Annotated in this window: 11 protein-coding genes; 9 read left to right on the top strand and 2 right to left on the bottom strand. The window is 66.4% G+C overall.

Annotation, left to right across the window (positions count from 1 at the left end):
• The first annotated feature begins 59 nt into the window (after positions 1 to 59).
• From OKW28_RS24945 to OKW28_RS24925, 5 genes are all read left to right on the top strand, one after another.
• The gene (locus OKW28_RS24945; protein WP_429449736.1) at positions 60 to 1,616 is read left to right on the top strand and encodes a protein adenylyltransferase SelO; all 1,557 of its coding nucleotides are present in this window, start codon (positions 60 to 62) and stop codon (positions 1,614 to 1,616) included.
• Positions 1,617 to 1,690: 74 nt separating this feature from the next.
• Positions 1,691 to 2,113 (top strand): peptide-methionine (R)-S-oxide reductase MsrB, encoded by a 423-nt coding sequence (msrB, locus tag OKW28_RS24940; RefSeq protein ID WP_429449734.1) that lies wholly within the window; start codon positions 1,691 to 1,693, stop codon positions 2,111 to 2,113.
• A 162-nt stretch (positions 2,114 to 2,275) separates the two neighbouring features.
• Positions 2,276 to 2,806: a septation protein A gene (locus OKW28_RS24935; RefSeq protein WP_429449732.1), complete on the top strand. Its 531-nt coding sequence runs from the start codon at positions 2,276 to 2,278 to the stop codon at positions 2,804 to 2,806.
• Between the two features lies 1 nt (position 2,807).
• The gene (locus OKW28_RS24930; protein WP_429449730.1) at positions 2,808 to 3,119 is read left to right on the top strand and encodes a BolA family protein; all 312 of its coding nucleotides are present in this window, start codon (positions 2,808 to 2,810) and stop codon (positions 3,117 to 3,119) included.
• Between the two features lie 10 nt (positions 3,120 to 3,129).
• Positions 3,130 to 3,909, top strand: a complete 780-nt coding sequence (locus tag OKW28_RS24925) for a peptidylprolyl isomerase (protein WP_429449728.1) — start codon at positions 3,130 to 3,132, stop codon at positions 3,907 to 3,909.
• A 165-nt stretch (positions 3,910 to 4,074) separates the two neighbouring features.
• On the opposite strand, the gene purL is transcribed toward OKW28_RS24925, so the two are convergent.
• The gene (purL, locus tag OKW28_RS24920) at positions 4,075 to 8,184 is read right to left on the bottom strand and encodes a phosphoribosylformylglycinamidine synthase (RefSeq protein WP_429449726.1); all 4,110 of its coding nucleotides are present in this window, start codon (positions 8,182 to 8,184) and stop codon (positions 4,075 to 4,077) included.
• Between the two features lie 313 nt (positions 8,185 to 8,497).
• On the opposite strand from purL, the gene OKW28_RS24915 reads away from it, so the two are divergent.
• The 3 genes from OKW28_RS24915 to pgi all read left to right on the top strand — a co-directional run bounded on the left by OKW28_RS24915 (position 8,498) and on the right by pgi (position 13,582).
• Complete coding sequence (locus OKW28_RS24915; RefSeq protein ID WP_429449724.1) at positions 8,498 to 9,793, top strand: NAD(P)/FAD-dependent oxidoreductase; 1,296 nt, start codon at positions 8,498 to 8,500, stop codon at positions 9,791 to 9,793.
• Between the two features lie 178 nt (positions 9,794 to 9,971).
• Positions 9,972 to 11,612, top strand: coding sequence for an NAD(P)H-hydrate dehydratase (locus tag OKW28_RS24910; protein ID WP_429449722.1), 1,641 nt, complete (start codon positions 9,972 to 9,974; stop codon positions 11,610 to 11,612).
• Between the two features lie 347 nt (positions 11,613 to 11,959).
• Positions 11,960 to 13,582 carry a glucose-6-phosphate isomerase gene (pgi, locus tag OKW28_RS24905; RefSeq protein ID WP_429449721.1) on the top strand — a complete coding sequence of 541 codons (1,623 nt, stop codon included), beginning with the start codon at positions 11,960 to 11,962 and terminating at the stop codon, positions 13,580 to 13,582.
• Positions 13,583 to 13,718: 136 nt separating this feature from the next.
• Here pgi and OKW28_RS24900 read toward each other — a convergent pair whose 3' ends face one another.
• A complete protein-coding gene (locus OKW28_RS24900) occupies positions 13,719 to 14,405 on the bottom strand; it encodes an ABC transporter ATP-binding protein (protein ID WP_026225394.1) in 687 nt (228 codons plus the stop codon).
• On the opposite strand from OKW28_RS24900, the gene OKW28_RS24895 reads away from it, so the two are divergent.
• On the top strand, positions 14,404 to 15,108 hold the full coding sequence (locus OKW28_RS24895; protein WP_429449719.1) for an arylesterase: 705 nt from the start codon (positions 14,404 to 14,406) through the stop codon (positions 15,106 to 15,108). The genes OKW28_RS24900 and OKW28_RS24895 overlap by 2 nt on opposite strands.
• Positions 15,109 to 15,200 lie beyond the last annotated feature (92 nt).

The raw sequence follows: 15,200 nt of genomic DNA, 5'->3' as shown, positions 1-15,200 counted from the left end.
CCGCCCAGCAGCGCCGCGGGCGCGGACTTACAATATCGGCTAATCCAGAGGCGCTCAACATGTCGTTTTCCCCAAGCTTTGCAGGGCTATCCGCAGCTTTGACGGATCTTTCCAACACACTCGCCACTCCCCCAGCCAACGCGTTCGCGCGGCTCGGCGGCACGTTCCTCACGCGCCTGCCCGCCGCGCCGCTCGACGCACCCTATCTCGTCGGCTTCTCGGCCGGGACCGCCGCGCGGCTCGGGATGCCCGAGGGCATCGAGCGCGATCCGGGCTTTATCGAGCTGTTCTGCGGCAACGCGACGCGCGACTGGCCGGCCGACACGCTGCCTTATGCGTCGGTGTACTCGGGGCATCAGTTCGGCGTGTGGGCCGGCCAGCTCGGCGACGGCCGCGCGCTCGGTCTGGGCGAGCTCGAACACGACGGCGAGCGCAACGAACTGCAGCTCAAAGGCGCGGGCCGCACGCCCTATTCGCGCATGGGCGACGGCCGCGCGGTGCTGCGCTCGTCAATCCGCGAATATCTGTGCTCGGAGGCGATGCATCATCTCGGCATTCCGACCACGCGCGCATTGTGCGTGATCGGCTCCGACCAGCCGGTGCGGCGCGAGACGATCGAAACCGCCGCGGTGGTCACGCGCGTCGCGCCGAGCTTCGTGCGCTTCGGCCACTTCGAGCACTTCTACGCGAACGATCGTGTCGACGCGTTGCGCGCGCTCGCCGATCACGTCATCGAGCGCTTCTATCCGCATTGCAAGGAGGCCGACGATCCGTATCTGGCGCTGCTCGCCGAGGCGGTGCGCTCCACCGCGGATCTGATGGTCGACTGGCAGGCGGTCGGTTTCTGTCACGGCGTGATGAATACCGACAACATGTCGATCCTGGGCCTGACGATCGACTACGGCCCGTTCGGTTTCATGGATGGCTTCGATGCCGGCCACATCTGCAATCACTCCGATACGCAGGGCCGCTACGCCTACCGGCTGCAGCCGCAAATCGCGTACTGGAACCTGTTCTGCCTCGCGCAGGGACTGCTGCCGTTGTTCGGCGAGAAGCACGACGAAAGCGTGCGCGCCGACAAGGCGGTCGAAGATGCGCAGCACGTGCTCGCCGGCTTCAAGGACCGTTTCGCGCCGGCGCTCGAAAACCGCATGCGCGCGAAGCTCGGCCTCGAACAGGCGCGCGACGGCGACGACGCGCTGGTCAACCGGCTGTTCGAAGTGATGCACGCGAACCGCGCCGATTTCACGCTGACGTTCCGCAGTCTCGCGCGCCTGTCGAAACACGATGCGAGCGGCGACACGCCGGTGCGCGATCTGTTCCTCGATCGCGTCGCCTTCGACGCATGGGCGAACGACTATCGCGCGCGACTCGCCGAAGAGTCACGCGACGACGTTGCGCGCGCCATTGCAATGAATCGCGTGAACCCCAAATTCGTACTTCGCAACCATCTGGCGGAAACGGCGATCCAACGCGCGAAGGAGAAGGATTTCTCCGAGGTGGAACGGCTCGCGGCCGTGTTGCGTCACCCGTTCGACGAGCAGCCCGAATACGCGTCGTATGCGGGCCTGCCGCCCGACTGGGCGAACTCACTGGAAGTGAGCTGTTCGTCGTGACGCATCGGCGCAGCTGAATGCCACGGCTGCCTCGCCAGAAAACACTGAGACAAACCCGAGACAGGAACCCGACCATGAGCAACCCCGACGATCTCAAGCATGATGCCCCAGCCGTGCAGAAGAGCGACGCCGAATGGCGCGAACAGCTGTCGGACATCGAATACCAGGTGACGCGCCATGCGGCGACCGAGCGTCCCTTCTCCGGCCGCTACAGCGATCACTGGGAACGCGGCGTCTACGACTGCGTGTGCTGCGGCACGCCGCTGTTCGAATCGGACACCAAGTTCGACGCCGGCTGCGGCTGGCCGAGCTATTTCCGCCCCATCAACGGCGAGGTGATCGCCGAGAAGACCGACCGCTCACACGGCATGCTGCGCATCGAGGTGCAGTGCAAGAACTGCGGCGCGCATCTGGGCCACGTCTTCGAGGACGGACCGGCGCCGACCGGTCTGCGTTACTGCATCAATTCGGCTGCGTTACAATTCGAGCCCAAGTAACGCGGCGCGGCAGCATCCCTGCCCGCCTTCGGCGCCGCACTGGAAGTGCGCGCGGCGCCCTTCCAATGCGGCAGTCCCGCTCGCCAGCGGGCACCGCGCACCTTGCACGCCAGGCGGGCGCGCTTCAACGTTCGACTCACTCTCCGACTTCCCGATCAGATAATGAAATTCCTGTTCGATCTGTTCCCGATCATCCTGTTCTTCGTGGCCTTCAAGATCTGGGGCATTTTCACGGCGACGGCAGTGGCGATCGTCGCCACGCTGGTGCAGATCGCGTGGGTGGCGTTCCGCCACCGCAAGGTCGATCCGATGCTGTGGGTGAGCCTCGGCGTCGTCGTGGTATTCGGCGGCGCGACGCTCGTGCTGCACAACGACACCTTCATCAAATGGAAGCCGACCGTGCTGTACTGGGCGTTTTCGGTCGCGCTGATCGTGTCGCAGCTCGGCTTCAACAAGAACCTGATCGAAGCGATGATGGGCAAGCAGATCACGCTGCCGCACGCGATCTGGGGCAAGCTGAACCGGATCTGGGCGGTGTTTTTCGTGCTGCTCGGTCTGCTGAACCTGTTCGTCGCGTATCACTACACGACGGATCAGTGGGTCAATTTCAAACTGTTCGGCGCGACCGGCTGCCTGCTCGTGTTCATCGTCGGACAGAGCCTGTGGCTGTCGAAGTACATGAAGGAGGAATGACATGAGCGACCTGTTCATGCACGCCACCACCGCCGAGCGCGCCGCGCTGATCGAGGCGCGCCTCGCGGCCGCGCTCGCGCCCGTCGAATCGATCCACATCACCGACGACAGCGCGCAGCACGCGGGCCATGCCGGCGCCTCGGCCGGCGGTCATTTCAGTGTCACGATCGTGGCCGTCGCGTTTGCCGGCAAGCCCCGCGTGGCGCGGCATCGCATGGTGTATGATGCGCTGGCCGATGCCATGCAGCGCGGCATTCATGCCCTTGCAATCACGGCGTATACGCCCGAAGAATTTGCTTTGTTGCCCCGCTAGGAACCTTTCGATGACCTTGAAGAAAACCCGCCTCTGGGTATTGCTGGCTGCGTTCGCGGCCGCACCTGCATTCGCACAGAACATCGCCGTGGTGAACGGTACGCCGATTCCGAAGTCGCGCGCCGATGCATTGATCCAGCAACTGGTTCACCAGGGACAGCAGAACACGCCGCAGCTGCAGCAGGCCGTGCGCGAAGAGCTCGTGAATCGCGAAATCCTGATGCAGGAAGCGCTGCGTCGCGGGCTGCCGAACCGTCCGGACGTCAAGGCGCAAATCGCGGTCGCGCAGCAAACTGTCGTGCTGCGCGCGCTGATCGAAGACTTCGTGAAGAACAATCAGCCGACCGACGCCGAAGTCACCGCGCGCTACAACGTGCTCGTCAAGGATGCGGGCGGCAAGGAATATCACCTGCACCATATCCTCGTCGACAACGAGCAACAGGCGAAGGACCTGATCGCGAAGATCAAGGCCGGCGCGAGCTTCGAGAACCTGGCCAAGCAGTACTCGAAGGACCCGGGATCGGGCAAGAACGGCGGCGATCTCGACTGGTCGGACCCGAAGGCCTACGTACCTGAATTCGCGGACGCGGCCACGCATCTGCAGAAAGGCCAGATAACCGACACGCCGGTGCATACGCAATTCGGCTGGCACATCATCCGTGTCGACGACATCCGCGCCGTCACGCCGCCGCCGCTCGAGCAGGTGCGCGCGCAGATCGTGCAGCAGATCCAGCAGGAAAAGCTGCAGGCGTTCGAAGAGAATCTGCGCAAAAACGCGAAGATTCAGTAAGGGTCGGCGGGAAGATCGTCTTCGGATAGTCCGCCTGGCTCTGAAGCCTGAATGCGATAAAGCCGCCCGTGGGCGGCTTTTTTGTTGCTGCAAGATTTGCAGCGGCGGCGTGCGTGGCTGCCGCAAACAGGAGCCGCAGCACGCGGGCGGCAGCCCCTCGACTCATCAACCGAGCCAGCGACGCGCGTTCTGGAACACGCGCAGCCACGGGCTCGCGTCCGTGCCGATCTCGCCCCAGCCCTGCGGATGCCAGCTCATCTGCACCGCGCGATGCACGCGCTCCATGTGCGGCATCAGCACCGTGAAGCGGCCGTCGGCCGTCGTGACCGATGTGATGCCCTCGGGCGAACCGTTCGGGTTGAACGGATACTGCTCGGTCGCCTGACCACGGTGATCGACATAGCGCATCGCGACCGCGACCTTCGACTTGTCGCCCTGCTGCGAGAAGTCCGCAAAGCCTTCGCCGTGCGCGACCGCGACCGGAATGCGCGAGCCTTCCATGCCGGCGAAAAAGAGCGACGGCGATGCCTGCACCTCGACGAGCGAGAAGCGCGCCTCGAACTTCTCCGACTTGTTGCGCGTGAACTTCGGCCATGCTTCGGCGCCGGGGATCATCGACGCGAGGCTGCTCATCATCTGGCAGCCGTTGCAGATGCCGAGTGCGAACGTGTCGCCACGACTGAAGAACGCGGCGAACATGTCGGCCAGTTGCGCGTTGAAGCGGATCGTCTTGGCCCAGCCTTCGCCGGCGCCCAGCGTATCGCCGTACGAGAAGCCGCCGCACGCGACCGCACCCGCGAAATCGGCGAGGTTCGCGCGGCCCGCGAGCAGGTCGCTCATGTGCACGTCGTGCGCGTCGAAGCCGGCGCGATCGAATGCATAGGCCGTCTCCAGATGCGAGTTCACGCCCTGCTCGCGCAGGATCGCGACGCGCGGACGCGCGCCCTTGCCGACGCCCCGAAGGAAGTCCCCTTGGGGGATGAACGGTGCGGCGACGTCGTCTGCCGGATCGAAGCTCAGCATCGGCGTGATGCCCGGGTCGGCCGCGTCGAGCAGCGCGTCGTATTCGGCGTCGGCGCAAGCCGGGTTGTCGCGCAGACGCGCGATGCGCCAGCTGACTTCGCTCCACGTGCGATGCAGTTCGGCGCGCGGCGCTTCATAAAGCTTCTTCGCGTCGCGATAGATCTCGATCACGTCGCGCTCGTTGGTCTTGCCGATCACGTGCGAGCAGGCCGACAGACCGTGTTCGCGCAGCGCGGCGAGCACAACGTCGCGATCGGCCGCGCGCACTTGCACGACGGCGCCGAGCTCTTCGTTGAAGAGCGCGCGCAGCGTGCGGTCTTCGCGGCGGCCGCTGGTCTGCTTCGCCCAGTCCTTCGCGTCGCCGTAATCGGATTCGTGATGCGGGTCGAGCACGAGCATGTCGACGTTCAGCGACACGCCCGCGTGACCCGCGAACGCCATTTCGCAGACCGTCGCCCACAGCCCGCCGTCCGAGCGGTCGTGGTACGCGAGCAGCTTGCCGTCGCTATTGAGCGACTGGATCGCGTTGAAAAAGCGCTTCAGATCTTCCGGATCGTCGACGTCCGGCACCGTGTCGCCGACCTGCTGCGTGACTTGCGCGAGAATGCTGCCGCCCAGACGCTGCTTGCCGCGGCCGAGATCGATCGCGATCAGCACCGACTCGCCGACTTCGCTCACACGCTGCAGTTGCGGCGTCAGATGCTTGCGGACGTCTTCAACCGGCGCGAACGCGGAGATGATCAGCGACACCGGCGCGACCACTTCCTTCGCGACGCCGCTCTCTTCCCAGCGGGTGCGCATCGACAGCGAATCCTTGCCGACCGGAATGCCGATACCGAGCGCCGGGCACAGTTCCATGCCGATCGCCTTGACCGTGTCGTAGAGCGCGGCGTCTTCGCCAGGCGCGCCGCACGCGGCCATCCAGTTGGCCGACAGCTTGAGTTTGTCGAGCGACGCGATCGGCGCCGCCGCGATGTTGGTGATCGCCTCGCCGACTGCCATACGGCCAGAGGCCGGTGCGTTGATGACGGCGAGCGGCGTGCGCTCGGACATCGTCATCGCTTCGCCGCTGAAGCCTGCGTAATCCATCGTCGTGATCGCGACGTCGGCCACCGGCACCTGCCACGGACCGACCATCTGATCGCGCGCGGTCGTGCCGCCGACCGAGCGGTCGCCGATCGTGATCAGAAACGACTTGCTCGCGACCGTCGGATGACGCAGCACGCTCTGCGCGACGTCCTGCAGCGCGAGGCCGGTCACGTCGACCGGTTCGAGCCTGCGCTCGGCACGCTTTACGTCGCGGTGCATACGCGGCGCCTTGCCGAGCAGCACTTCCATCGGCATATCGACTGGCTGATGCGCGCCTTCCTGCTGTTCGGCATCGATCAGCTTCAGCTGACGCTCGGCGGTGGCCGTGCCGATCACCGCGAACGGGCAGCGCTCGCGCTTGCACATCGCCTCGAACACCAGCAGATCGGCCGGCGCGATCGCCAGCACGTAGCGCTCCTGCGCTTCGTTCGACCAGATTTCGCGCGGCGACAGACCGCTTTCTTCGAGCTGGATCTTGCGCAGTTCGAACAGTGCGCCCTTGCCCGCACCGTCCACCACTTCGGGGAACGCGTTCGACAGACCGCCCGCGCCGACGTCGTGAATACTGAGGATCGGGTTCTTGTCGCCGAGCTGCCAGCACGCGTTGATCACTTCCTGCGCGCGTCGCTCGATTTCCGGGTTGCCGCGCTGCACCGAGTCGAAGTCGAGCTCGGCGGTGTTGGTGCCGGTCGCCATCGAGCTCGCGGCGCCGCCGCCCATGCCGATGCGCATGCCCGGGCCGCCGATCTGGATCAGCAGCGAGCCTTCCGGCAGATCGTGCTTGTGCGTGTGCTGGTCGGAGATATTGCCGATGCCGCCCGCGATCATGATCGGCTTGTGATAGCCGCGCACGAGACCCGCGACGTTCTGCTCGTAGGCGCGGAAGTAGCCGCCGAGGTTCGGCCGGCCGAATTCGTTGTTGAACGCGGCGCCGCCGAGCGGGCCGTCGATCATGATCTGCAGCGGCGAGGCGATGCGGTCCGGGCGGCCGTACGCTTCGTGCTGGTCGGCCGGATTGCGCTGCGCGAGCGGCTGAGCGGTGTCGCGGGCGTTTTCCCACGCCTCGACGCCGTCCGGCAGTTCGAGGTTCGATACCGTGAAGCCCGCGAGGCCCGCCTTCGGACGCGCGCCGCGGCCGGTCGCGCCTTCGTCGCGGATTTCGCCGCCGGCGCCGGTCGCGGCGCCCGGGAACGGCGAGATCGCGGTCGGGTGGTTGTGCGTTTCGACCTTCATCAGCGTGTGCGTGAGCTCGACGCTGCGGCCATAGTGCTCGGGCAATTCGCTCGCGCCGAGGTCGGCCGGCGTGCGCGGGAACCAGCGCTCCGCCATGCCGCCGACCATGATCGCCGAGTTGTCCGAATACGCGACGATCGTGCCCTGCGGGTTCAGCTTCTCGGTGTTGCGGATCATGTTGAACAGCGACATGTCCTGCTTCTCGCCGTCGATCGTCCAGTCCGCGTTGAAGATCTTGTGGCGGCAGTGCTCGCTGTTGGCCTGCGCGAACATCATCAGCTCGACGTCGGTCGGATTGCGGCCGAGCTTCGTGAATGCGTCCACCAGGTAGTCGATTTCGTCGTCGGCGAGCGCGAGGCCCAGTTCCGCGTTGGCGGTTTCGAGCGCGGCGCGGCCGCTCGCGAGCACGTCGACGGTTTGCAGCGGCTTGGCAGGCAATTCGTCGAACAGATGCAACGCGTGGTCGCGCGACGGCGCGACGCTCTCGGTCATGCGATCGTGCAGCGCGGCGGCGACGGCCGCGCGCGCTTCGTCCGACAGCGTCTTCTTGCCGCCGAGCAGGCCGCTTTTCAGCGTCACCGAGTACTCGACGCCGCGCTCGATGCGGCGCACCTGCGTGAGCCCGCACAGATGCGCGATGTCGGTTGCCTTGCTGGCCCACGGCGACACGGTGCCAAAGCGCGGCACGACCAGGAAGGTTTCGACCGCGCCACGCTCCTTGCCTTCTTCGAACGGATCGCCGTAGTGCATCAGCGCCTCGATCTTCGCGCTGTCTTCAGCGGACAGTTCGGTCTGGGCATTGACGAAGTGCAGATACTGCCCGCGCACGCCGGTGATATTCGGGTCGATGCGCGTGAGCGTGTCGAGCAGGCGGGTTTGACGGAAATCGGAGAGGGCCGAAGCGCCGGGGAAACACGAGAAGTGGGCCATGGGACTTGACGTTGCGTCGCTCATTGATGCCGGGGAGCCGCGCATGCAGGCGGCGTGAGGCGGAAAGGAAGTCCGGGATTATACCCCGGGAACGGGCTTCCAGCGGGCTCCGGGGTGCGTGGGCGGCGGGCCGCGCCTGCCCGCGCGAGGCGTCGCCGCGGTGCCCGTCGCGTCGCCGCGCGGGTGTTTTGACTGCTATCATTCGCGTTTCACCAGATCGGCGCACGCGGCCCGGGCTTCACCCGGCGGCGCGCCGCATGTCACAGCCAACGGGAACGCGCGCGAGCCGCCCGTCGGCACATCGAATCAGAGCATGGATGTCATCGTCATTGGCGGCGGGGTAGCGGGCGTCGCCACCGCTTATCACCTGCGCGCGGCCGGCCATCGGGTATGCGTCGTCGAGCGTCACGCGACCGTCGCGCAAGGCGCCACCTACGGACAAGGCGGCAACGTGCTGCCGACGCCGCTCGACGTCTGGTTCGGCCCGACCTTCATGGCGAGCCGCTACAACGCGAAAAATGGCGTGATCAGCAAGACCGGCTTCAACGGCGCCGCGCGGCAGTTCATCAAACAGCTCGGAGCATGGCAGGAACCCGAGGCGTTCGCGCGCCAGTACGCGCTGCTGCGGCCGCTGATCGAATCCTCGCGCGATGCGATGGCCGACGTCGAAGCCCGCTTCGGCCTCGAATTCGAACAGACGAGCGGTCTGCTGTACCTCGTGCGCAGCGCGCACGAATGGGAGCTGAACGCAGCCGCGCTCGATCTGCTGCACCGGTTCGAGGTGCCGCATCACGTGCTGAGCCCGGCCGAATGCGCGGCGATCGAGCATGGGGTCCCCACAGATCCTGAATTCGCCGGCGGCGTGCTGTTCGAGCACGAGCGCACCGCGAACTGTCCGCTTTTGACCAAGCTCGTCAAACAGGTGCTCGATACCCAAGGCGGCGTGCAGTTCATGCCGAACTGCGAGGTGACCGGCATTCGTCTCGAAAGTCAGCGCGCGGCGGTCGAACTGGCGCCGCGCGACGGCGCGCCCCGCTCGCGCGAGATCGACGTGGTCCAGGCCGACGCCGTCGTGGTCGCCGCCGGTTACGGCAGCCTGGCGCTGCTCGAACGCGCGGGGCTCAGGCTGCCGCTGCATCCGCTGCGGCTGCATTCGCTGGTCGCGCCGATCGCGCACGAGGAATGCGCGCCGCACGTCGCGATCGTCGATGCGGTCAAGCGCATCGGCATCAGCCGCATGAACCATCGGCTGCGGATCGCGGGCGGCGCGGTGCTGCAAAGCGCGAGCCAGATCGACAAGCCGCTCGGCGAAGCGCTGACCAAGGAGGCGCTCGCGTTGCTCGGCCAGGCGACGCACGACTGGATTCCGGGCGCCGCGCGCATTTCGGCGGCGCTGCCGTGGGAAGGCGTGAAACTGCTGTCGCCCGATGGCTTGCCGGTGATCGGCAACGCGCTGCATCCGCGGCTGTTCATCAATGTCGGGCATGGCCCGGCCGGCTGGGGCCTCGCCTGCGGCGCGGGCAAGCTCGTTGCACAGCTGATGTCGGGACAGACGCCGACGTTGCCGCAAGACACGCTCGCTGCATTGAGGCCGGAGCGGTTCCAGTAAGGTTTCGTGCTGTTCCAGGCGGGTATGGCGGACTGACAGCCCGCTGTCGATACCCCGCGTTCATCGCACCGCTTCCGCCGCACGCACCGAAACAGCCGCACGCGGTGCGCCTATCGGCACTAACATAGCGATTCCAAAGTCTGCCCGCCGCGCCGCGGGCGCACCGCCAGGCTTCGCCATGACAGACGCAGAAAACTCGCTGCTCTCCCTTTTCGATCCGCTGACCGACTCGCAGCCGCTTGCGCTGCCGCTGCTGACGCTGACCGACTTGCGGATCGCCGAATCCCAGGCCGCCGCGGCCCTGCCCGAGCACACGCTGATGGCGCGCGCCGGTCACGCGGCCGCGCGCTGGCTGCTCGAACGGATCGCCGCGGATACGTCGGTGACGAAGTCGCAGCAGCGCGCGTGGCTGATCGCCGGCCCGGGCAACAACGGCGGCGACGCGCTGGTCGTCGCGACCGAACTGCACAAGGCCGGCATCGCAGTAGAAGTCTGTATGCCGGTTGAAGTGAAGCCCGCCGACGCGCGCTGGGCGCTCGACGCCGCGCGCGCCGCCGGCGTGCCGATCGACGCGGCGCCGCTCGCCTCGCTCGACGGCTATGGCTGGCTCGTCGACGGTATGTTCGGCATCGGTCTCGCGCGGCCGCTCGACGGCGTCTTCGCGACGCTCGCGCGGCAGCTGTCGCAGCGCACGAAGGCGCGCCCGACACAAGGCGCCGTGCTCGCGCTCGATGTGCCCAGCGGGCTCGACAGCGACACCGGCGCGGTGATCGGCGACAACGGCGCGGCGGCGGTCCATGCGACGCACACGATCACGTTCATCGGCGCGAAGCCGGGGCTTTTCACCGCGCAAGGCCGCGATCTCGCCGGGCGAGTGACGGTTGCACCGATCGGGCTCGTGGCAGGGATCAACGGCCGGGGCAGCCAGGACGCTGCCACCAGCGCCTCACGTGCGGCGATCCAGCTCAGCGCGCCCGATCTCTTCGGCCCCTTCATACCCCCACGCAACTTCGCGACCAACAAGGGCACCTTCGGCAGCCTCGCGGTGGTCGGCGGCGACACCGGCATGTGCGGCGCGCCGATTCTCGCGGCACGCGCGGCGCTCTACACCGGCGCGGGCAAGGTCCACGTCGCGCTGCTCGGCGAAGGCGCCCCGCCCTACGATCCGCCGCACCCCGAACTGATGCTGCATCCGATCGACACGCTGCCGCTCGATTCGATGGACGCGCTCGCGATCGGCTGCGGCATGGGGCACGGCGAACGCGCGACGCGGGTACTGCACGACGTGCTGCAACTCGACGTGCCCAAGCTGTTCGATGCCGACGCGCTGAACCTGGTCGCCAAGGATCCCGCGCTCGCCGCGGAAGTCACCGCGCGCGGCGTGCAAGGCGATCCGTGCATTTTCACTCCGCATCCGCTCGAAGCGGCGCGCCTGCTTGGCAGCGATGCGGCGAGCGTGCAACGCGACCGTCTCGCGGCCGCGCGCGCGCTCGCGGCGCGTTTTGCGAGCGTCGTCGTGCTGAAGGGCGTCGGCACGATCATCGCCGCGCCCGACGGCCGCCTCGCGCTGAACCCGACCGGCAACGCCGCGCTCGCGACGGGCGGCACCGGCGACGTGCTCGGCGGCATCATCGGCGCGCTGCTCGCGCAGCATCTGCCACGCTTCGAGGCGGCGCTCGCGGGCGTCTATCTGCACGGCCTTGCCGCCGATACGCTGACCGCGCAGGGCCACGGCCCCGCCGGGCTGACGGCCGGCGAGCTGGCACCGATGGTGCGTACCTTGTTGAACCGGCTGTTCTATTCGGCGCCGCTTGCTTGACGCGCGCGATTGCTCTGAATACGAATCGCGTTCGCGGCGCTCGTTCACACCGATGAAACATCGCGATCCCAATCATTGCGAGCGCGCGCAACGCCCTGCTGCCCGTCGCGCATCCCCGCTATACTGATTGCCTGCGCCGCGCGTCGGATCAATCGCGGGTCGCGGCGATACTCCAGCGGGCGCGGGCGCCGTCTCGCGTTTTCGCGAAGTTCATCCGCTTCGCGAAGTATCGTCGGCACCTGTCCCGATCCGGGCCGCGTGGCATCGCTCTGACTGCATCGCCGCATCATTCTCGGCCGCGCTTCATGCGCGCGCCTTCCTTCGTGCCCCTTGGTTAGACGGACGCTATGACCCAGAACTCGCTCCCCTCCTGGTCCTCGCTGCAGACGCATTACGACACGATTCGCGATGCGCATCTGCGCGACTGGTTCGCCCCCGAGAACGATCCCGCTCCCACGCGCGCCGAACGCTTCACGTTCGCGGGCGGCGGTCTCTCAGCCGATTTCTCGAAGCACCGCATCACCGCCGAAACCCTGCAACTGCTCGTGCAACTCGCCCGCGAAGCCGGCGTCGAGAAGCGCCGCGACGCGATGTTCGCGGGCGAGGTCGTCAACCCGACCGAAGGCCGCGCCGCGCTGCACACGGCCTTGCGCGCAACCGACCCGAAGGCGCCGTTCTTCGCCGAAGTGCAGTCCGAGCGCAAGAAAATGGCTGCGTTCGCCGAGCAGGTCCGCAGCGGCGCATGGACCGGCTACACCGGCAAGCGGATCCGTCATGTCGTGAACATCGGCATTGGCGGCTCGGATCTAGGGCCGAAGATGGTCGTGCACGCGTTGCATCATCTCGCGACGCCCGAGATCTCGACGCACTTCGTGTCGAACGTGGACGGCGCCGATCTGTACAACGTGATGCAGCAGATCGATCCCGAAGAGACGCTCGCGATCATCGTGTCGAAGACTTTCACGACGCTGGAGACGATGACCAACGCGCGCTCGCTGCGCGACTTTTTCATCCAGAAAGGCTGCCCGGAAAGCGCGCTGGCGAAGCACTTCGTCGGTGTGTCGGCCAATACGGCCGAAGTCGTCAAGTTCGGCATCGCGCAAGAGAACGTGTTCGCGATGTGGGACTGGGTCGGCGGACGCTACTCGCTGTGGTCGGCCGTCGGTCTGTCGATCATGATCGCGGTAGGTCCGCAACAGTTCGACGAACTGCTCGCCGGCGCCAACGAGATGGACCAACACTTCCGCACCGCGCCGCTCGACAGGAACCTGCCGGTGCTGCTCGGCATGATCGGCATCTGGTATCGCAACTTCTTCGGCTCGCAGAGCTATCTGGTCGCGCCGTATTCGCAGGCGCTGCATTTCCTGCCGTCGTATCTGCAGCAGCTCGAAATGGAGAGCAACGGCAAGTCCGCCCGTCTCGACGGCGCGTTCGTCGACTATGCGACTTCCGCAGTCACGTGGGGCGAGCCGGGCACGAACGGTCAGCACGCGTTTTTCCAGATGCTGCACCAGGGCCCGACGATCGTGCCGATCGATTTCATCGCGCTGCTGACGCCCGAGCATCCGCTCGCGAGCCATCATCCGAAGCTGCTCGCGAACTGCTTCGCGCAGAGCGAAGCGTTGATGCTCGGTCGCACGCTCGAGGAAGCGAAGAAAGTGGCCGGCCCCGACAAGCCGGAACTCGCGCCGCACCTGACGTTCCCGGGCAACCGCCCCACCGCGACGCTGCTGCTCGACGCGTTGACCGCGCGCACGCTCGGCGCGCTGATCGCGCTTTACGAGCACAAGGTGCTGGTGCAAGCGTCGGTGTGGAACATCAACCCGTTCGATCAGTGGGGCGTCGAACTCGGCAAGATCCTCGGCAAGGTGGTCGAGGCCGATCTGGGCGCGGCGAGTGCCGACGTGAAGAAACATGACTCGTCGACGTCGGCGCTGATCACGCGGGCCCGGGCTGCGTTGAAGCGCTGAATGGAAGTCTGGAGTGCACGATAGCGGGCGATAACGCGCCATAAACAGAAGAAAGCGGGCTACGGCCCGCTTTGTTTTTGCTTCGACGACGACATGCTCGAGGTACGCGAGCGCAAGCCCGCGATCCGCCAGACCATCAAGCGAGCCGCCCCGCTTCGATTGTCACCGTCGTATCGCAACGCCGCGCGAGTTCGATGTCGTGTGTCACGAGCACGAGCGTCGCGCCGTGCGCGCGATTCATCTCGAACATCAGATCGATCACCGCGTGGCCGGTGGCCGCGTCGAGACTGCCGGTGGGTTCATCGGCGAACAGGATCGCCGGGCGCGTGACGAACGCGCGCGCGAGCGCGACGCGCTGCTGCTCGCCGCCCGACAGCAGCTTCGGATAATGACCGGTACGCTGCCCGAGCCCAACCTGTTCGAGCAGTTCACGCGCACGCGCGGCGGCCTCGCGTGTGCCGATGCCGCCTTGCAGTTCGAGCGGCAACGTGACGTTTTCGAGCGCGGTCAGATGCGGCATCAACTGAAACGACTGGAACACGAAGCCGACCGCGCCGCTGCGCAACGCGGCGCGGCCGTCTTCGTCGAGCTCGCCGAGTTCGCGCCCGAGCAGCCGAACCGAGCCCGCGCTAGCACTGTCCAATCCCGCGAGCAAGCCGAGCAGCGTAGACTTGCCCGACCCGGATGCACCGACGATCGCGACGCTGCTGCCGGCATCGATGGCAAGATCGATGTCATCGAGAATCGTCAGTTCGCCCGCAGCATCCTTAACCCTCTTGCACAAACCCCGCACTTCAATGACTGGATCAGTTCTGTTTGGCATGGTGAAGCGTAGATTGAAAGTGCGCGCCATCGCCCCTCGCGCCGCGGCGCTGTCTGCGGCATTCGGCGCGACCATGATGGCCGCCGCGCTGGTTTCGTTACCGTTGCGGGCTCACGCGGCGAATACGCCCGACCCCGCGAAGCCGGTGATCGTCGTGCTCGGCGACAGCATCTCCGCTGAGTACGGGCTGCCCCGCGATACGGGCTGGGTCGCATTGATGCGTCAGCGTCTGGCCGAAGAGCGCATCGATTATAGCGTCGCCAATGCGAGCATCAGCGGCGACACGACGAGCGGCGGACGCGCGCGTCTGCCCGCGCTCATGGAACGGCTCAAACCGAGCATCGTGATCGTCGAGCTCGGCGCCAACGACGCGTTGCGCGGCGTGCCGCTCTCGACGACCGAGGACAACCTGCGCACGATCATCGAACAGGCGCAGCAAGGCCACGCGAAGGTCGTGCTCGTCGGCATGTACGTGCCGCCCAATTATGGCCCCGACTATACGCAAAAGTTCCACGGCCTCTACGGCCAGCTGTCGAAGGAGTTCCATGTGTCGCTCGTGCCGTTTCTTCTCGCCGGCATCGCGGATAAACCGGATATGTTCCAGACCGATCAGATCCACCCGACGCAGCAGGCACAGCCGCTGCTACTCAACAACGTGTGGCCCGCTCTCAAGCCACTTCTTCGCACAAGTTCGCCGCACTGAAAGATCTGCTAACGACTTGTTTCCGGAACCTGGGGGAACACGGATCGCCGAGCCGTTCGACATATGGGCAATCCCTGCCACCCGACTCATTC

The sequence above is a fragment of the Paraburkholderia sp. 40 genome (assembly GCF_050434105.1).
GTDB classification, from domain to species: Bacteria; Pseudomonadota; Gammaproteobacteria; order Burkholderiales; family Burkholderiaceae; genus Paraburkholderia; species Paraburkholderia tuberum.
This window is presented reverse-complemented; position numbering and strand designations above follow the sequence as displayed.